This is a genomic window from Thermomonas brevis, from assembly GCF_014395425.1.
Classification (GTDB): Bacteria; Pseudomonadota; Gammaproteobacteria; order Xanthomonadales; family Xanthomonadaceae; genus Thermomonas; species Thermomonas brevis.
The window spans coordinates 2,255,827-2,274,901 of the sequence record NZ_CP060711.1; the positions used below are offsets into that span (position 1 = coordinate 2,255,827).

The 19,075-nt window shown below is 70.8% G+C and carries 13 protein-coding genes and 1 tRNA gene; 7 read left to right on the forward strand and 7 right to left on the reverse strand.

Going from position 1 to position 19,075, the window contains the following annotated elements:
* Window positions 1-40 precede the first annotated feature (40 nt).
* A complete protein-coding gene (locus H9L17_RS10390) occupies window positions 41-1,231 on the reverse strand; it encodes an efflux RND transporter periplasmic adaptor subunit (RefSeq protein ID WP_187569385.1) in 1,191 nt (396 codons plus the stop codon).
* Between the two features lie 218 nt (window positions 1,232-1,449).
* Here H9L17_RS10390 and H9L17_RS10395 point away from each other — a divergent pair, with 218 nt between their 5' ends.
* Entirely contained in the window at window positions 1,450-3,714 is a 2,265-nt protein-coding gene (locus tag H9L17_RS10395; RefSeq protein ID WP_187569386.1) for a patatin-like phospholipase family protein, read from the forward strand.
* Window positions 3,715-3,798: 84 nt separating this feature from the next.
* Here the strand turns inward: H9L17_RS10395 and H9L17_RS10400 are convergent, their stop codons facing one another.
* Both H9L17_RS10400 and H9L17_RS10405 read right to left on the reverse strand, forming a co-directional pair.
* Complete coding sequence (locus tag H9L17_RS10400) at window positions 3,799-4,194, reverse strand: phasin family protein (RefSeq protein ID WP_187569387.1); 396 nt, start codon at window positions 4,192-4,194, stop codon at window positions 3,799-3,801.
* 171 nt (window positions 4,195-4,365) lie between these two features.
* Window positions 4,366-4,914 (reverse strand): RNA pyrophosphohydrolase, encoded by a 549-nt coding sequence (locus tag H9L17_RS10405; RefSeq protein ID WP_187569388.1) that lies wholly within the window; start codon window positions 4,912-4,914, stop codon window positions 4,366-4,368.
* A 118-nt stretch (window positions 4,915-5,032) separates the two neighbouring features.
* On the opposite strand from H9L17_RS10405, the gene H9L17_RS10410 reads away from it, so the two are divergent.
* Window positions 5,033-5,109, forward strand: a tRNA-Met gene (locus H9L17_RS10410).
* Between the two features lie 107 nt (window positions 5,110-5,216).
* On the opposite strand, the gene H9L17_RS10415 is transcribed toward H9L17_RS10410, so the two are convergent.
* From H9L17_RS10415 to H9L17_RS10425, 3 genes are all read right to left on the reverse strand, one after another.
* Entirely contained in the window at window positions 5,217-8,045 is a 2,829-nt protein-coding gene (locus H9L17_RS10415; protein ID WP_187569389.1) for a valine--tRNA ligase, read from the reverse strand.
* Between the two features lie 142 nt (window positions 8,046-8,187).
* Window positions 8,188-8,613: a DNA polymerase III subunit chi gene (locus H9L17_RS10420; protein ID WP_187569390.1), complete on the reverse strand. Its 426-nt coding sequence runs from the start codon at window positions 8,611-8,613 to the stop codon at window positions 8,188-8,190.
* 71 nt (window positions 8,614-8,684) lie between these two features.
* Complete coding sequence (locus H9L17_RS10425; RefSeq protein WP_187569391.1) at window positions 8,685-10,169, reverse strand: leucyl aminopeptidase; 1,485 nt, start codon at window positions 10,167-10,169, stop codon at window positions 8,685-8,687.
* 167 nt (window positions 10,170-10,336) lie between these two features.
* On the opposite strand from H9L17_RS10425, the gene lptF reads away from it, so the two are divergent.
* Together lptF and lptG are read left to right on the forward strand one after the other, a co-directional pair.
* Window positions 10,337-11,416: an LPS export ABC transporter permease LptF gene (gene lptF, locus H9L17_RS10430; protein WP_187569392.1), complete on the forward strand. Its 1,080-nt coding sequence runs from the start codon at window positions 10,337-10,339 to the stop codon at window positions 11,414-11,416.
* Entirely contained in the window at window positions 11,413-12,510 is a 1,098-nt protein-coding gene (gene lptG, locus H9L17_RS10435) for an LPS export ABC transporter permease LptG (protein WP_187569393.1), read from the forward strand. The genes lptF and lptG overlap by 4 nt, the downstream gene beginning before the upstream one ends.
* Window positions 12,511-12,643: 133 nt before the next feature.
* On the opposite strand, the gene H9L17_RS10440 is transcribed toward lptG, so the two are convergent.
* Window positions 12,644-13,081 carry an RDD family protein gene (locus tag H9L17_RS10440; RefSeq protein WP_187569394.1) on the reverse strand — a complete coding sequence of 146 codons (438 nt, stop codon included), beginning with the start codon at window positions 13,079-13,081 and terminating at the stop codon, window positions 12,644-12,646.
* Between the two features lie 21 nt (window positions 13,082-13,102).
* Here H9L17_RS10440 and xerD point away from each other — a divergent pair, with 21 nt between their 5' ends.
* The 3 genes from xerD to purL all read left to right on the forward strand — a co-directional run bounded on the left by xerD (window position 13,103) and on the right by purL (window position 18,976).
* The gene (xerD, locus tag H9L17_RS10445) at window positions 13,103-14,104 is read left to right on the forward strand and encodes a site-specific tyrosine recombinase XerD (RefSeq protein WP_246455073.1); all 1,002 of its coding nucleotides are present in this window, start codon (window positions 13,103-13,105) and stop codon (window positions 14,102-14,104) included.
* Between the two features lie 101 nt (window positions 14,105-14,205).
* Window positions 14,206-15,009: a DsbC family protein gene (locus H9L17_RS10450; protein ID WP_187569395.1), complete on the forward strand. Its 804-nt coding sequence runs from the start codon at window positions 14,206-14,208 to the stop codon at window positions 15,007-15,009.
* A 67-nt stretch (window positions 15,010-15,076) separates the two neighbouring features.
* On the forward strand, window positions 15,077-18,976 hold the full coding sequence (gene purL / locus H9L17_RS10455) for a phosphoribosylformylglycinamidine synthase (RefSeq protein WP_187569396.1): 3,900 nt from the start codon (window positions 15,077-15,079) through the stop codon (window positions 18,974-18,976).
* The last annotated feature ends 99 nt before the right edge of the window (window positions 18,977-19,075 follow it).

Below are 19,075 nucleotides of genomic sequence, written 5' to 3' on the forward strand. Positions count from 1 at the left end.
GTTCCCGCAAGTCAGGAATGGGAGCGGCGCGCGGCCGCCCTTAGCGGTTTTCGACCTTCGGCTGGGCGTCGGCGGAAGGCTGCACGGCGTTGTTGACCGTCACTTCGGCGCCGTTGCGCAGCTTCAGCAGGCCGGAGGTGACCACCTGCTCGCCGGGCTTGAGGCCGTCGGTGACCGCGATCAGGTCGCCGCGGGTGGCGCCGGTCTTGATGAAGCGCTGGGTCACGACCAGCTTGTCGCCGGTCAGCGGCTTGCCCTGGGCGTCGGTCTCGCCGGCCTTGCGCTTGACCTTGCCGATCACGAACACCGCGTTGCCGTAGGGGTTGAAGCTCACGGCCGTCTGCGGGATCACCACCACTTCGCGCTCGCCGCCCAGGTCGAAGCCGACCTTGGCGAAGCTGCCCGGGCGCAGCGCGCCGTCGGGATTGCGCAGCGTGGCCTGCGCCTTGAAGTTGCGGGTGCTGGGATCGACCTGCGGCTCCACTGCAGTGACCTTGCCCTCGAAAGACTGGCCGGGCAGGGCGTCGACGGTGGCGCGCACGACGTCGCCTTCCTTGAGCTGGCCGATCATCTGCTCGGGCAGGCTGAAGTCGAGGTAGATCGGGTCGAGCTGCTGCAGGCTGACGATCGCATCGCCGGGGCTCACGAACTGGCCCAGGTTGACCTTGCGGATGCCCAGCACGCCCGAGAACGGCGCGCGGATGGTCTTCTGCGCGATCAGCGCGCGCTGCGCCTCGACCTGCGCGCGGGCGCTGGCGGCGGCGGCGGTGCGCTGCTGCACGTCGTCCAGCGAGACCAGCTTGTCCTTGCCCAGCTGCTGCCAGCGCTGCGCCTGGGTGTCGGCCAGCCGGGCCGAGGTGTCCAGCGCCTTCAGCGTGGCTTCCTCGTTGGCGGTATTCAGGCGCACCAGCACCGAACCGGCGGAGACCGGCTGGCCGGCGGTGAACTCGATGGCGCGCACCACGCCGCCGGATTCGGTGGTCACGTCGGTGCCATTGACCGCCACCAGCGTGCCGACCGACTCGCCGCCCTCGCTCCAGCGCTGCGGCTGGGCGTTCGCGGCCGAGACCGCCACCGCCGGCTGTGGCATGTTGTCGAAGAAGTTGTTGGTCTGCTTGGCGAAGATCGCCTTGATCAGGAACACGCCGCCGAAGATGACGACGACGCCGATCAGCATCAGGACCCAGCGCAGCAGCGGCCGGGGCGGGCGTTGGGAGGGACGGGTAGCCATGCGGGGGCTCCAGGAGGGGGGATTCGTCGGGGACTCGTACCGGGCGCACCCGAGGGTACGCGCCAGCGATGTCGAAACAGGGGGAAGCAAATGATATACCGAACGGTATACTAAATGCGAGGAAGCGGGACTGCACTGTGACGGTAGTCATGGTGAAGTCCGCGTCGGCATCGGGCCGGATTGGCGCGCGTCACACCACTTGCAGTCGCGAGGGCGGAATGGAGAACGGAAAGGACGTCCGGACATGGCCAACGCGCCTCCGCACCGGCGCGCTGCTGATGCTGGCCTGCGTGGCCGGCCTGTCGCCGCTGGCGGCGGGCGCGGCGGCGGCCGATGCGCCGGCGGATTGCGTGGGGCTGGTGCTGGGCGGCGGCGGCGCGCGCGGGGCCGCGCACGTGGGCGTGCTGAAGGTGCTGGAGCGCGAGCGCATCCCCGTCTGCGCGGTGGCCGGCACCAGCATGGGCGCCATTGTCGGGGGCCTGTACGCGGCGGGCTACGATGCGGCGGAACTGGAGAAGCTGGTCGGCGCCATCGACTGGGCCGATGTGCTGGTGGACGACCCGGCGCGGCGGATCCTGCCGATGGAGCGCAAGGACGAGGACTTCCGCCACCTGCTGGACCTGGAGATCGGCTACCGCGACGGCCGCCTGGGCATCCCCGCCGGGCTGGTGCGCGGGCAGAAGCTGATGCTGCTGCTGCGCCGGCTGACGCTGTCGACCTGGAAGACGCCCGATTTCGATCATCTGCCGATCCCGTTCCGCGCGGTGGCCACGGACATCGTCACCGGCCAGAAGCAGGTGTTCGCCGACGGCGACCTGGCGGTGGCGATCCGCGCCAGCATGTCGGTGCCGGGCGCGTTCGCGCCGGTCAAGGTGGGCGAGCGCCTGCTGGTGGACGGCGGGCTGGCCGAGAACGTGCCGGTCTCGGAAGTCCGCGCGCTGGGCGCGCGGCGGATGATCGTGGTCGACGTCGGTTCGCCGCTGCTGGGCGAGGACGGGCTGACCAGCCCGGCCGCGGTGCTCAACCAGGCGGTGACCGCGCTGATGGCCGAGAAGACCGCGCGCGACCTGGACACGCTGGGATCGGGCGACGTGCTGCTGCGCCCCGACCTGGGCGACATCACCTCCGGGCAATTCAACCGCTCCGCCGAGGCGGTGGCCGCGGGCGAGCGCGCCGCCGAGGCGATGCTGCCGCAGCTGCGCGCGTTCGCGGTCGCGCCGGAGCAGTACGCCGCGCTGCGCGCCCACCAGCGCCACCGCGATTTCGATCCGGGGCTGCTGGCCTTCCTCGACGTCGAACCGGGGCATTCGCCGTCGGCGACCCGGCGCGTGGCCTGGGCCGCCGAGGGGCTGGTCGGCCGGCGCTTCGACCTCGACACGGTGGAGAACGACATCGGTCGCGCCTACGGCGACGGCCGCTTCGAGACCATCGACTACCGGCTGGTGCAGCGCGACGGCCAGACCGGCCTGGAGATCATGCCGCAGCAGAAGCCGTGGACGGCGTTCGGCAAGGTCGGCCTGCAGCTCGACGACGATTTCAACGGCCGCAGCAACTACCTGCTGTCGGCGGAGCTGGTGTTCAACGACGTCAACCGGATCGGCGGCCAGTGGCGCAACCTGCTGCAGCTCGGCCGGGTCAGCGGCGTGCGCAGCGAGTTCCACCAGCCGTTCGGCGACGGCGGCGCGTTCTACGTCGAGCCGGCGCTGGACCTGCACAGCGAATCCCTGCCGCTGTGGCAGGACGGACAGGTGCAGGTCGCGGAGTACCGCCTGCTGCGCCGGCAGTTCAGCCTGGAGGCGGGCTATTCGCCGCGGCCCGAATGGCGGGTGAGCCTAGCGCTGGTGGGCGGCAAGGATTCGGTGAGGCGGGGCATCGGCGACGAGCAGTGGCCGAGCCGCGGCGCCGAAAGCTTCGCCGGCCTGCGCTTCGGCGCCACCTGGGACACCCTGGACAGCGTCAGCTTCCCCACCCGCGGGACGCGCGCCGAGTTCGAACTGCTGTCGCTGCAGCCGTGGGCGAACGCGCAGGCCGAAGGCGAAGTGGTGCGCGCTGCGTTCGACCAGGCCTTCTCCTGGCGGCGCTACCACGTGCTGCTGGGCGCCCGCGTGGCCAGCGCCATCGACGACCAGGCGGCGTTCCGCTCGCAGACTTTCCTGGGCGGCTTCCTCAACCTGTCCGGCTTCTCCGAGCGCTCGCTGACCGGCACCCAGGCCGCGCTGGTGCGCGGCGTGTTCTATCGCCGCACCGGCGACACCAGCCGGCTGTTCGCGCTGCCGCTGTACGTCGGCGGCAGCGTGGAGGCGGGCAACGTCTGGAACGAGCGCCGCGCGTTCGGCAGCGGCACGCCGATCTTCGCCGGCAGCGTGTTCGCCGGGCTGGACACGCCGCTGGGGCCGGTGTTCCTCGGCTTCGGCCGCAACAGCAGCGGCGCCGATTCCTGGTACCTGAGCTTCGGTTCGATGCTGCGGCCGGCGTCGGACTGAAAAAAAACCCGACAGCCGAAGCTGCCGGGTCACGGAGACGCGGGGCCGGGGGGAGCGGGCCCGCGCGTAGTCCCTGGGGTTGGATTACTTGGCGGCTTTCGAGGCAGCCTTGGTGGCCTTCTCGACTTCGGCCTTGACCTGCGCGCCGGCCTGCTCGAACTGGCTCTTGGCCAGGGCGCCAATGGCTTCGTTGGTCTTCACGGTGCCGGCGAAGGCTTCCTGCGCGGCGCCGAAGCTGCGCTCGGCGTTGGCGCGGGCGATCTGGATGCCCTTCGGCCATACGGCCTTCAGGCCCTCGGCGTCGCGCACTTCGATCAGCTCGCCGGCGAAGGCGAAGGCGGCGTTGAGGTTTTCCTCGACCGCGGCCAGGTGCAGGCCGAACGCCTTCTCGGCGTTCTGCAGGGCGAGGCGGTTGACGTTGGCGGCCGCGTCGGCGAACTGGCTGGCGGCCTTGGTGAACTGGTCGTTGAACTGGTACATGGCGGTCTCCTGCGTTGCTTTCTTGTGCCCGGCAGGGGTTGCCGGAGTTTGTGCGATGCAGCATAAGCCCGGATTTGTTGCGATGCAACATCGCGCCGACGAGCGGTCGCGGCCCGTTCAGCTTGGCGGGCAGGGCGAGTCGAATTGCCCAAGGGCGAGAGCCCGCTTCGGTCAGCGGCGGCGGACCTGTCCCGGCCGAAGCGGCGCCACGGCCATCGCGGGTTCGGGCACCGCCTGCGCGCCGGCGATGGTGCGCGCCAGCGGGGCCAGATGGCCCAGGGCGCGGCCGTAGACGCTGCGCTTGAAGGTGACCACGTGCTCCAGCGGATACCAGAAGTCCACCCAGCGCCAGCCGTCGAATTCGGGCGTGTCGGTCAGGTCCAGCCGCAGGTCGGCGTCGCTGCCCTTGAAGCGCAACAGGTACCAGACCTGCTTCTGGCCGATGCAGACCAGCCGGTCGCGGCGCCGGATCGCGTGCGGCGGCAGCCGGTAGCGCAGCCAGCCGGGGGTAGCCCCCAGCACCTCGACGTGCGCGGGCTGCAGCCCGGTTTCCTCGTGCAGCTCGCGGTACATCGCCTCCAGCGGCGTTTCGTCGCTGTTGATGCCGCCCTGCGGGAACTGCCAGCCGTCCCGGCGCACGCGTCGCGCCCAGAACACGCGTCCATCCTCGTGCATCAGCACGATGCCCACGTTGGGGCGAAACCCGTCCGGATCGATCACGATGCGGACTCCAGAAATACACTGGTTCCGACTCTGCCAGCGCCGCATGGATGCCGCAAGCAGGACGGCGCGCGATTGACGGCGGCGGGCAAAGCCGGAATAATTCCGGGTTCGCGTCGGCTATGTAGCTCAGCCGGTTAGAGCACAGCACTCATAATGCTGGGGTCGGTGGTTCGAGTCCACCCATAGCCACCATCGGCGCGTTCCCAAGCAAAAGCCCGCATCGCTGCGGGCTTTTTCGTTTTCCGCGATCGGAAGTCCGGGAGGGGCGGCGCGCCGTGCCGGTGCGCCGCCTTCCGCCATCAGCCCAGCCGCGACCGCTGCGCGGCCAGCGCGTCGAGCTTGGCGCTCCAGTCGGCCAGGCGCTGGCGCTCCTGCTCCACCACCGCCGCCGGCACGCTGCCGCCGAACTTCGCCAGCTTGGCCTCGCTCTTGTCCTTCTCGGCGGCGACCTTGGCGATCTCCTTGTCCAGGCGCGCGCGCTCGGCGTCGAGATCCACCAGGCCCTCCAGCGGCACGAACAGCTGCAACTCGCCGACCACCGCCGGCGCCGCGGCCGGCGGTTCGCCCGCGATCGTTTCGATGCGTTCCAGCCGGCACAGGAAGCGCAGCGGCGCGTCGAAGCGGGCGATCCGCGAGGCGTCGTCGGCGTTGCCGCCGCGCAGCAGCAGTGCGAGCTGCTTGGCCGGCGAGACGCCCAGCTCGCTGCGGATGCGGCGCACGGCGCTGGCCATCGCCTTCAGCCACTCGATGTCGGCGTCGGCCTGCGCGAACGCGGCGGCGTCGATGTCGCCGGCCTGCGGATACGGCTGCAGCATGATGCTGCCGGACTTGCCCAGCTTCGGCGCCACCGCCTGCCACAGCTCCTCGGTGACGAACGGGATCAGCGGGTGCAGCAGGCGCAGCAGCGCGTCCAGCACGTACAAAAGGGTGTGGCGGGTCGAATCCGCCGAGGCCGCGTCCTCGCCGTTGAGCGCAGGCTTCGCCAGCTCCACGAACCAGTCGCAGACCTGGTTCCAGGTGAACTCGTACAGGCACTGCGCCAGCAGGTCGAAGCGGTAGCTGGCGAAGTGCTCCGCCGCTTCCGCCGTGGTGCGGTCGAGCTGGGCGAGGATCCATTTCTCTGCGTCGGTCGCAGGCGTCGGCTTGCCGGCGAAGGACGCCTCGCCGACGTTCATCAGCGCGAAGCGGGTCGCGTTCCACAGCTTGTTGCAGAAATTCTTGTAGCCCTCGGCGCGCGACAGGTCGAACTTGATGTCGCGGCCCGGGCCGGCCAGCGCGGCCATGGTGAAGCGCAGCGCGTCGGCGCCGTGGGCGTTGATGCCCTCCGGGAACTCCTTGCGCGTGGCCTTCTCGATCTTCGGCGCGTCCTGCGGCTTCATCAGGCCGGTGGTGCGCTTGGCGACCAGCGCGTCGGCGCTGATGCCGTCGATGATGTCCAGCGGGTCGAGCACGTTGCCCTTCGACTTCGACATCTTCTGGCCGTGCGCGTCGCGCACCAGCCCGGTGATGTAGACGTCGCGGAACGGCACGCGGCCGACCAGCCGGTCGGTCATCATGATCATCCGCGCGACCCAGAAGAAGATGATGTCGAAGCCGGTCACCAGCACATTGGTCGGCAGCGCGGCGTCGAAGCCGAGCTCGGCCATCTTGTCTTCGTCCGGCCAGCCCTGCGTGCTGAACGGGAACATCGCCGAGGAGAACCAGGTTTCCAGCACGTCCGGGTCCTGCCGCAGCGGCGCGTCGCCGAGGTCATGCGCTGCGCGCACCTCGGCCTCGCTGCGGCCGACGTAGACCTTGCCGGCGCCGTCGAACCACGCGGGGATGCGGTGACCCCACCAGAGCTGGCGGCTGATCGTCCAGTCCTGGATGTTCTCCAGCCAGTGGCGGTAGGTGTTGATCCAGTTCGGCGGGACGAACTTCACTTCGCCGGATTCGACCAGTTCCAGGCCGCGCTTGGCTAGGTCGTCCATCTTCACGAACCACTGGTCGGTGAGGAAGGGTTCGATCACCTGCCCGCTGCGGTCGCCGCGCGGCACCTGCAGTTTGTGCGGCTTGATTTCGACCAATAGCTCGGCGGCTTCGAGGTCGGCGACGATCAGCTTGCGCGCGTCGAAGCGGTCGAGGCCACGATATTTCTCGGCGATGTCTTCGCGCGAGGACACGATCTTCGCCTCGTCGGTGAAGATGTTGATCAGCGGCAACGCATGCCGCTGGCCCACCGCGTAGTCGTTGAAGTCGTGCGCCGGCGTCACCTTGACCACGCCGGTGCCGAAGGCGCGGTCCACGTAGTCGTCGGTGATGACCGGGATGCGGCGGCCGGTCAGCGGCAGATCGACGAACTTGCCGTGCAGTGCGAGATAGCGCGGGTCTTCCGGATGCACCATCGCGGCGGTGTCGCCGAGCATGGTTTCCGGGCGGGTGGTGGCGACCACCAGATAGTCGCGGGTTTCGCGCAGGGTCTCGACGCCGTCGGCATCGACTTCGACATGCTCGTAGGTCGCGCCATCGGCCAGCGGATAGCGGATCGACCACAGGTGGCCGCTCTCTTCCTCGCTCGCCACTTCCAGATCGGAGATCGCGGTCTTCAGCACCGGATCCCAGTTGACCAGGCGCTGGCCGCGGTAGATCAGGCTCTGCTCGTGCAGGCGCACGAAGGCTTCGGTGATGGCGTCGGAAGCCATCGGATCCATGGTGAACACGCTGCGCGACCAGTCGCCGGAGGCGCCGAGGCGGCGCATCTGCCGCTCGATGGTGTCGCCGGAATGCTGCTTCCACTCCCAGACTTTTTCGATGAACTTCTCGCGGCCCAGCGAATCGCGGGTCTCGCCCTTGCCCTCGATGGCGAGGTTGCGCGACACCACCATCTCGGTGGCGATGCCGGCGTGGTCGGTGCCCATCTGCCACAGCGTGCGGAAGCCGCGCATGCGGTGGTAGCGCACCAGCGCATCCATCAGCGTGTGCTGGAACGCGTGGCCCATGTGCAGGGTGCCGGTGACGTTCGGCGGCGGCAGCAGGATGGTGTAGGCGGGGCCGTCGCCGGTCGGGGCGAACGCGCCGCTGGCCTCCCAGTCGGCGTAGAGGCGGGATTCGAAGGTCTTGGGATCGTAGCCGGAGGCGAGGGTGGTCATGGATTTGCTCGTCGTGTCCGCGTGGGCGGGCATCCAGTGTCTTCAGGTGCGGCGTTGGTTCGTCATTCCCGCGAAGGCGGGAATCCAGCTCCTGGAAAGAGCGAAAACTGGATTTCCGCCTTCGCGGGAATGACGGTGCGGGTCACATATCGTATTTCTTCACGTCGAACCCCAGCGACTGGTAATGCTTCCAGCGTTCGCGCAGCGGGCCGCGCGCGGCCGGGTCGGCGGGCACCACTTCCAGCACGCGCTCGAAGCTGCCGGCCGGGGCGGCGTCGCGCAGGTTGATCAGCAGCGGGCGCGCAGGCGCGTCGGCGTCGGGCGCGGCGATCAGGATCGGCGCTTCGTCCTCGTCCTCGTCCATCCCGGCGATCTGGTGCGGCAGGTATTCGTCGGGGTCGAACGACCACAGCAGGTCGTCCAGCGCCTCGGCCTGGGCCATGTCGCGGGCCAGCACCAGGGTCGGCAGGTCGGCCGAGAAGGCGCGCTTGGCCAGCTCGCAGACGAGCAGCAGCGGCTGCTCGCGGAAGCGGGGCTTGTCGATCAGGTAGAAGTCGGCGCGGGGCATAAAGGCAGGAGTGAGTGGGGAGGAGTGAGAAGTGAGGAGGGCGCTTTCACTCACTCCTCACTTCTCTGCGCTCACTTCTCGATCCTGTCCAGCAGCCACTGGCTGAGCATGCCCACCGGCCTGCCCGTCGCCATGCCCATCTTGCCGTCGTCGGAAGCCGAGCCGGCGATGTCCAGGTGCACCCAGCGTTGGCCGTCGGTGAAGCGCGACAGGAAGCAGCCGGCGGTGATCGCGCCGGCCCAGCGGCCGCCGATGTTGTAGACGTCGGCGAAGGCGGAATCCAGCATCGGCTGGTATTCGTCCCACAGCGGCAGCTGCCAGCCGCGGTCGAACACGGCTTCGCCGGCGTCGATCAGCTCGCGGGCGAGATCAAAGCTGTCCTTGGTCATCACGCCGGTGGCGTACTTGCCCAGCGCGACCATGCAGGCGCCGGTCAGGGTGGCGACGTCGACCAGCGCGGCCGGCTGGAAGCGCTGCGCGTAGGTCAGCGCGTCGCACAGGATCAGGCGGCCCTCGGCGTCGGTGTTGCCGACCTCGATGGTCTTGCCGGACATGCTGGTGATGACGTCGGACGGGCGGTAGCTGTTGCCGTCGATGGCGTTTTCCACCGCTGCGGCGATGCAGACCAGGTTGACCGGCAGGCGCATGCCGACGGCGGCCACGAACGTGCCGAGCACGCTGCCGGCGCCGCACATGTCGTACTTCATTTCCTCGATGCCGCCCTGCGTCTTCAGGTTGACGCCGCCGGTGTCGAAGGTGATGCCCTTGCCGACCAGCACGTAGGGCCTGGCGTCGCCGGCGTTGTTGTACTTCAGCACCACCAGCCGCGGGCGCTGCGCGCTGCCGCGCGCCACCGCCAGCAGCGAGCCCATGCCGAGCGCTTCCATCGCGGCATCGTCCAGCACCTCGCATTCCACGCCTTCGTTTTGCGCGGCGAAGTCCTGCGCCTGCTGCGCGATGTAGGCCGGGTTGCAGATGTTGGGCGGCAGGTTGCCCAGCTCGCGGGTGAAGCGCACGCCGGCGGCGATCGCGACGCCCTGCGCCAGCGCGGCGGCGTCGCTGCCCGTGATCTGAAGCTGGGCCAGGCCCTTGTCGTCGCGCTTGCGGTTCTTCGCGCCCAGCGTGGCGACGTAGCGGTAGCAGGCGTGGTCGGCGGCGATGGCGGCTTGGCGGACGTTCCAGGCGGCATCGCGGCCCTTGACCTCGACTTCGGCCAGGGTGAACAGCGCGGACGCCACCGGGCCGCTCTTGAGCGCGCGGGCGGCGTCGCCCACCGCCTTGAGGTACTGCGGCACGCCGAACTTGCCGGGCTCGCCCAGCCCGATCACCAGCACGCGCGGCGCGGCCACGCCGGCCAGGTCGTGCAGCAGCGCGGTTTTGCCGGTCTTGCCGGAGACGTCTCCGCGTTCGACCAGCGCCTTGAGGCGGCCGCCGCTGGCGGCGTCGAGGGCGGCGGCGGCGGGCGTCAGGCTGCCGTCGGCGAAGGCACCGACGATCACGCAGTCGACGCTGGCGGAGGCGGGGGCGGTCTGGTTTAGGCTGAATTCGAGGCTCATCGAACAGGGTATCCGGGCTGGATGTCCAAAAAAGGCGGGCGCGGCCCGCTGGCGGAACCACGGGCAGGCGGGCTGGCGTCGCTTACAATGCGCGGCCGTGTCGGGCGCTCATGCTGCCGCGCGGAGAACCCCCGATTCTAAAGCATGTTGCGGAGCAAGCAGGCCCGATGCCGAAGCTGGACCGATACCTCAGTGCCGAATTCGCCCGCGCCGTGCTCGCGGCGCTGGTGGTGCTGGGCATGGTCAGCCTGGGCGGCGTGTTCGCCGACCTGATCGGCGAAATGGCCAGCGGCAAGGTGCCGCCGACGCTGCTGCTGTCGCAGCTCGGCCTGCGGCTGGTGGGCTACCTGCCGCTGATCCTGCCGCTGGGGCTGCTGCTGGGCCTGCTGCTGTCGGTGGGCCGGCTGTACCGCGATTCGGAGATGCACGTGCTGACCGCCGCCGGGGTCGGGCCGCGCCGGCTGCTGCGCCCGCTGCTGCTGGTCGCCTTGCCGGTGGTGGCGCTGATCGGCGCCTGCTCGCTGTGGCTGGGGCCGTGGGCCAACCAGATGGCGCGCGGCATGGTCATCGAGGCCAACAAGAACCTGCTGGTGGCCGGACTGGAGCCGGGCCGCTTCACCCCGATGTCCAATGGCGGCGTGGCTTACGCCGGCGAGATGTCCAGCGACGGCAGGCGGCTGTCGCGCATCTTCATCTTCCGCGAGCGCGGCGACCGCATGGACGTGGCCACCGCCGGCAGCGGTGAGCTGTACCGCGACCAGGGCGTGCGCGTGCTGGCGCTGTTGGACGGGTTCCGGGTGGAAGGGCCGGCCAGCGGCGCCGACCTCGACTACCGGCTGATGCACTACAAGCGCAACGAGATGGAACTGCCGCAGTCCGACGATTCGAGCAAGCTGGACGATCCCGAGTTCCAGCCCACGCTGGCGCTGCTGCGCAACGCCGCCGCGCCGTCGCGCGCCGAGCTGCACTGGCGGATCGCGCCGGTGCTGCTGGCGCTGGCGTTCGCGCTGATGGCGGTGCCGATGGCGCGCAGCTCGCCGCGCCAGTCCCGCCACGGCGCGATGCTGCTGGCGTTCCTGGCCTACCTGGTCGGCATCTTCATGATGATGCTGGGCACGCGCTGGCTGGCCGAAGGCAAGCTGCCGGTCGCCGCCGGGCTGTGGTGGCTGCTGCTGCCGATGCTGGGGCTCGGCATCTGGCTGTACGCGCGCGATGGCCGCGTGGCGCGGCCGAGGTGGAAGCGATGAAGCACTGGCCGCGGCTGCACGACAGCTACATCGCCCGCACGGTGGTGGTCACCGTGCTTGCCGCCTGGGGCGTGCTGCTCGGGCTGGACGTGGTGCAGGCGTTCGCCGGCGAGATGGACAGCCTCGGCCGCGGCGGCTACACCATCAACCACGCCATCGCCGCCACCGGGCTGACCATTCCCAAGCGCGCCTACGTGCTGTTCCCCACCGCGGCGGTGATCGGCGTGCTGATGGGGCTGGGCCAGCTGGCCGCCTCGTCCGAGCTGACCGCGCTGCGCGCGCTGGGCCTGTCGCGCTGGCGGCTGAGCCTGTCGGTGGCGCTGTCGCTGGCGCTGCTCACCGGGCTGATGGTGGTGAACGGCGAGACGCTGGCGCCGTGGGGCGAGGAGCGTGCGCAGGTCATCAAGTCGGTGCGCAACAGCGACATGGTGGTGTCGAAATACAGCGGGCTGTGGGCGCGCGAGGGCGGGATGTTCCTCAACGCGCGCAGCGGCGAGCAGAAGCAGCGCGGCGAGGAGCGTTGGCTGGAGCTGCGCGGCGTGCGCCTGTTCGAATTCCAGGACGACGGCCGGCTGCGCTCGGTCGCCAACGCCGACGTCGCCGAGCACCGCGGCAAGCGCTGGGTGCTGCGCAACGTCGAGCGCACCTTCTTCGACGCGCGCTCGGTGCGCCGCAGCCGCTCGCCGCAGGAACTGTGGGATTCGCAGCTGGACGAGGCCGCGCTGGCCTCCAGCGTCACCAAGCCGGACAGCATGGGCAGCGGCGACCTGCGCGCCAGCATCGACTACCGCAAGCGCAACAGCCTGGAAGCGGCCGACTTCGAGCGGGTCTACTGGAGCCGCTGGTTCTATCCGTTCAACGTGCTGGCGCTGTGCCTGGCGGCGATGCCGTTCGCGTTCGGCTCGCTGCGCAGCGGCGGCTACGGCAAGCGCGTGTTCATCGGCATCGTGTTCGCGCTCAGCTTCTTCGTCCTGCAGTCGATCAGTTCGAGGCTGGCCGGCGTGTATCGCTTCGATTTCCGCATCGCCTATGCGCTGCCGCCGCTGGTGATGCTGGCGGTGTCGTACCTGATGTTCCGGCGGCGCAGCAGCTGACGGCAGGCGGCTTCGCGCGACAACGCGTTTCGGACGCGGATCGATGCGGAACTGCACGGATCGATTCCTTGGATCGGATTTGATCCGCGTCGATCCGCGTCAGAAAAACCAGCGCAGGCGCGGGAGCGCGCGCTTACTTCGACGGCTTCGCCAACCGCTGCATCTGCGTGCCGCTGGCGCGGTCGTGCCAGGTCAGGCCCGCGCGGTCGAGCCAGGCCCACCAGAAGCCCAGGCCGCCGGCCAGCAGCGACAGCCCGCCGACCGCGTAGCGCAGCCACAGCGCGCGCGGCGACGGCGCGCCGCCGCCGGCATCGACGATCCGCAGCCGCCACGGCCGCATGCCGATGGTCTGGCCGCCGCGCCGCCAGCTGAGCGTGGCGTACAGGCCGGCGATCAGCCAGAACGTCGCGAACTCCAGCAACCCCAGCCAGCCCCCGCGCACCGCGTCGCCGCGCACCAGGGTGAAGACGGCGGCGGCCAGGAACCACAGCGCCAGCAGCGGGAAGAAGTCGTACAGCAGCGCCAGCAGGCGCCAGCCGATGAGGGTGGGGGAGCGTTCGCGGTCGCGCATCGCGACAGGATACAGGCGGCCATGCCGACGATAGGCGGCTGCAGCGGCTACGCTTGGACGATGCCGACCGTCGCCGACCGCCGCCAGCTGTCCCGCCGCCTGCCGCCGCTGGCGGACGCGGACGCCAGCGGCATCGAGCGTTTCCTGGACGCGGCCTGGGCCGAGCACGGGCTGTCGCAGGCCACCCTGTCGTCCTACCGAAGCGACCTGCAGGGACTGGCGCGCTGGCTGCTGGACGCCAGCCGCCCGCCGCTGGCGGCGGCGCGGCGGGAGGACCTGTTCGACTACCTGGCGATGCGCGCCGGCGCCGGCTATTCCCCGCGCAGCGCGGCGCGGCTGCTGTCCTGCCTGCGCGCGTTCTACGCACAGGCGGTGCGGACCGGCGTGCGCGCGGACGATCCCTGCGCGCTGCTGCAGGCGCCCAAGCTGCCGCGGCTGCTGCCCAAGGCGCTGTCCGAGGCGCAGGTGGCGGCATTGCTGGACGCGCCCGACGTCGCCACCCCGACCGGCCTGCGCGACCGCGCGATGCTGGAACTGATGTACGCCGCCGGCCTGCGCGTGAGCGAGCTGGTCGGCCTGCCGGGCACCGCGGTCAACCTGCGCCAGGGCGTGCTGCGGGTCACCGGCAAGGGCAGCCGCGAGCGGCTGGTGCCGCTGGGCGAGGAGTCGCAGCACTGGCTGGAGCGCTACCTGCGCGACGCGCGCCCGGCGCTGCTGGCCGGCGCGCGCGCGCCGGCCGCGGTGCAGGCGCTGTTCGTCGAGGCGGGCGGCGGCGCGCCGACCCGGCAGGCGTTCTGGGCACTGGTGAAGCGGCACGCGGCGGCGGCCGGCATCGACCCGGCCCGGATCAGCCCGCACGGCCTGCGCCACAGCTTCGCCACCCACCTGCTCAACCACGGCGCCGACCTGCGTGCCTTGCAGATGCTGCTCGGCCACAGTTCGCTGACCACCACCCAGATCTACACGCTGGTCGCGCGCGACCGCCTGCGCAACCTGCACGCGCTGCACCATCCCCGCGCCTGAGCGCGGGTGTGCCTTCAGGTGCGTGGCCGGCACGCATGCGAGAATGCGGAACCTTGGCGGCTTGCTCCCGGTCGGACGCAGCGCCAGCTTCCGGAGTCTCGATGAAACGCCTCGTCTTCGCCGCCCTGCTCAGCCTCAGCCTGTCCGCCTGCGCGCAGCAGGCCGGCGCGCCCGCGCCCGTCGCCGCCAAGCCTTCGCCGACGGTGAAGGAGCCCGCGTTCGCCGCCGGCACGCCCGAGGCGCGCGTGCGCGATGCCCTGCGCGCGCTGAACCCGCGCATCCAGGTCGAGCGCATCGCCGCGGCGCCGATCCCCGGCTTCCGCCAGGTCATCGCCGGCGGTCAGGTGATCTACGTGAGCGACGACGGCCGCTATCTGTTCCAGGGCGACCTGCTCGACATCGCCAACCGCAAGGACCTGGGCGAGATGGCGATGGCCGGCGTGCGCAAGGACGTGCTGGCGACGCTGCCGGAAGCCGACCGCATCGTGTTCGCCCCCGCCGGCGCCGCCAAGCACACGGTGGTGGTGCTGACCGACGTGGAATGCGGCTACTGCCGCAAGTTCCATTCCGACATCGCCGAGTACACCAGGCGCGGCATCCGGGTGGAATACATGGCGTTCCCGCGCGCCGGCATCGGCACGCCCGACTACCAGAAGATGGTGGCGGTGTGGTGCGCGCCGGACCGCCGCAAGGCGCTGACCGACGCCAAGAACGACCGCGCAGTGCTGCAGGCCCCGTGCGCGCGCTCGCCGGTGGACATGCAGTACAACGCCGGCCTGCGCATGGGCCTGACCGGCACGCCGATGATCCTGACCGACGACGGCCGCATGGTCGGCGGCTACCTGCCGCCGGACGCGCTGCTGCAGCGGCTGGACGAACTGGCGAAGGACAAGGCGGCCGGCTGAGCCCGGTCGCCGGCCGGGCCCGCGCGGCTCGGCTACAATGGCGGGCCGTCCCCAACCGTTGCCGGACATGATCGTCCTCGAGGGCGCGCCCGCCCTGTCGCCGTTCCGCCGCGACCGCCTGCAAGCCCGTCTCCAGACCCTCGCGCCCGGCCTGCGCATCGCCGGCGCCTGGCACGGCTACTGGATCGACCCCGAAACCGGCGCAACGCCGGACGCCGCCGCGCTCCGCCGCATCCTGCAGGCCGAAGCGGGCTACGCCGCCGCCGAGGCCGGTGCGGTCAGCCGCTTCGTGGTGCCGCGCCTAGGCACGCTGTCGCCTTGGGCCAGCAAGGCCACCGAACTGCTGCGCGGCGCCGGCCTGCCGGTGAAGCGGGTCGAGCGCGGCCTGCGCATCGACCTGGTGGGCTGGCCGGACGAGGCCGCCGCGCAGGCGGCATTGGCGAAGTCGTTGCACGACCCGATGACGCAGTCGCTGCTGGAGGCGCGCGACGCCGGTGCGGAGCTGTTCGCGGCGCAGCCCGCGGGCGAGGTCGAGGTGATCCCGCTGGCGCAGCTGGAGGCGGCCAACGCGCGCCTCGGGCTGGCGCTGGCCGACGACGAAATCGACTACCTGCGCATGCGCTATGCGGAGCTGGGCCGCGACCCGCACGACATCGAGCTGATGATGTTCGCGCAGGCCAATTCCGAGCACTGCCGGCACAAGATCTTCAACGCCAGCTGGACCATCGACGGCCAGCCGCAGCCGCTTTCGCTGTTCAAGATGATCAAGAACACGCAGGCGCAGACGCCCGAGCACGTGCTGTCCGCCTACAGCGACAATGCGGCGGTAGTGGAAGGCTACGCCGCCTCGCGCTGGCGGCCCGACCCGGCGACCCAGCAGTACCACAGCGAGCCGGCCACCGACAGTGCGTTCTGCATCAAGGTCGAAACCCACAACCACCCGACCGCGATCGCGCCGTTCCCTGGCGCCTCCACCGGCGCCGGCGGCGAGATCCGCGACGAGGGCGCTACCGGCCGCGGCGGTCGCCCGAAGGCCGGCCTTGCCGGCTTCTCGGTCTCGCACCTGCGTATCCCGACCCTGCCGCAGCCGTGGGAGGGCGCGCGCGCGCTCAACCCGCGCATGGCCTCGGCCTTCGAGATCATGCTCGACGGCCCGCTGGGCGCGGCGGCGTTCAACAACGAGTTCGGCCGGCCCAACCTGACCGGCTATTTCCGCAGCTTCGAGCTGCACGAAGGCGACGGCCTCACCCGCGCCTACGACAAACCCATCATGCTGGCCGGCGGCCTCGGCGCGATGGACCGCGGGCAGGTCGAGAAGCTGCGGCTTTCGCCGGGCGACGCGGTGATCGTGCTCGGCGGCCCGGCGATGCTGATCGGCCTCGGCGGCGGCGCGGCCAGCTCGGTGGCGTCCGGCGATTCCGCCGAAGACCTCGATTTCGCCTCGGTGCAGCGCGACAACCCGGAGATGGAGCGGCGCGCGCAGGAAGTCATCGACCGCTGCGTGGCGCGCGGCGTAGACAACCCGATCCTGTGCATCCACGACGTCGGCGCGGGCGGCCTGTCCAACGCCATCCCCGAACTGCTGCACGACTCCGGCGTCGGCGGCGTGATCGATCTCGGCCAGGTGCCGAAGGACGATCCGTCCCTCTCGCCGATGCAGCTGTGGTGCAACGAGTCGCAGGAGCGCTACGTGCTGGGCGTGGCCCAGTCGCGCGTGGCCGAGTTCGCCGCGCTGTGCGCGCGCGAACGCTGCCCGTTCGCGGTGGTCGGCACCGCCACCGCCGAGGAACACCTGCGGGTGGGCTACGACGGCCAGGCGCCGGCCATCGACCTGCCGATGGACGTGCTGTTCGGCAAGCCGCCGAAGATGCACCGCGACACCGCGCATCCCGCGCCGCCGCGCTGGCCGCAGGCGGAAACCGACGCGCTCGACCTGCGCGAGGCCGGCCTGCGCGTGCTCGCCCATCCGTCGGTCGCCGCCAAGTCCTTCCTCATCACGATCGGCGACCGCAGCGTCGGCGGCCTCACCGCACGCGACCAGATGGTCGGTCCGTGGCAGATGCCGGTGGCCGACTGCGCGATCACGCTCTCGGGTTTCGACGGCTTCACCGGCGAGGCGATGAGCGTCGGCGAACGCACCCCGCTCGCCCTGCTGGACGCCGCCGCTTCGGCGCGGATGGCGGTGGGCGAGGCGATCACCAACCTGATCGCCGCGCCGGTGGAATCGCTCAACCGCATCAAGCTGTCCGCCAACTGGATGGCCGCCGCCGGCCACGCCGGCGAGGACGCGCGCCTGTTCGACGCGGTGAAGGCGGTGGGCATGGAGCTGTGCCCCGAACTCGAACTCGGCATCCCGGTCGGCAAGGATTCGCTGTCGATGCAGGCGCAGTGGTCGAGCGACGGCGTGGCGCAGAAGTCCGTGTCGCCGGTGTCGCTGGTCGTCTCGGCGTTCGCGCCGGTGGTCGACGTGCGCGGCCAACTCACCCCGCTGCTGCGGCGCGACGTCGAATCCGAACTGTGGCTGCTCGGCCTCGGCGGCGGCCGCCAGCGCATGGGCGGCTCGGTGCTGGCCCAGTGCCACCCCGAAGCCACGTCTTTGTCAAAGGCGAGCGGTGCGGCATTGCCCGCATTCGGCGGCGAAGCGCCCGACCTCGACGACCCGCAGCGCCTGCGCGCGCTGTTCGAACTGATCCGCGACGCGCGCGAGGACGGCCTGCTGCTGGCCTACCACGACCGCTCCGACGGCGGCGTGTTCGTCGCGCTGTGCGAGATGGCGTTCGCTTCCCACCTCGGCCTCGACATCCGCCTCGACGGCTGGGGCGACGGCCGCACCGGCGACCCGCTGCGGGTGCTGTTCAACGAGGAGCTGGGCGCGGTGGTGCAAGTGCCGACGGAGGAACGCGCCGCGTTCGCCGACCTGGTGGCCCGCCACGGCCTGATCGAATGCGCGCAGCGCATCGCGGTGCCGACCACCGCGCCGATGGTGCGCATCGCCGACGGCGACGAGGAACTGGCGCAGTGGCGCTGGGACGAGCTGTTCGATGCCTGGTGGTCGGTGACCCACGCGATGCAGAAGCTGCGCGACAACCCGGACTGCGCCGACAGCGAACGCGAATCCGCGCGCCGCTTCGATGCGCCGGGCCTGCAGCCGGTGTTGGCGTTCGACGCCGCCGAGGACGTGGCCGCGCCGTTCGTTTCGACCGGCGCGCGGCCGAAGGTCGCGATCCTGCGCGAGCAAGGCGTCAACAGCCAGATCGAAACCGCCTACGCGTTCGACCGCGCCGGCTTCGACGCCTTCGACGTGCACATGAGCGACCTGATCGCCGGCCGCTTCGACCTCAAGGACTTCCACGGCTTCGCCGCCTGCGGCGGCTTCAGCTACGGCGACGTGCTGGGCGCGGGCCGCGGCTGGGCCACCTCGATCCTCGAACGCCCGGCGCTGCGCGACATGTTCGCGGCGTTCTTCGCCCGCGACAGCAGCTTCTCGCTGGGCATCTGCAACGGCTGCCAGATGATGGCGCAGCTGCGCGACATCATCCCCGGCGCGGAGCACTGGCCGACCTTCCAACGCAACGCCAGCGAGCAGTACGAGGCGAGGCTGGCGCTGCTGGAGATCGGCGAATCGCCGTCGGTGTTCCTGCGCGGCATGGCCGGCTCGCGCATCCCGGTGGCGGTGGCGCACGGCGAAGGCCGCGCGGTGTTCGCCGACGTGATCGACCAGGGCGCGGTGGACGTCGCCGCGCGCTACGTCGAGGGCGGCCGCATCGCCGACAGCTACCCGGCCAATCCGAACGGCTCGCCCGACGGCATCGCCGGCGTCGCCAGCCGCGACGGTCGCGCCACCCTCCTGATGCCGCATCCCGAGCGCACCCTGCGCAGCGCCAACTTCAGCTGGGCGCCGGCCGACTGGCCGGAGGACTCGCCGTGGCAGCGGATGTTCCGCAACGCGCGGGTGTGGGTCGGCTGACGATCCGCGATCCGGCATTGGCGATGTGACGAAAACGCCCGGTGGCCCGCGAGCCGCCGGGCGTTTCCGTTCCGGCGCGAGCCCCCGGCCTGCTAAAGT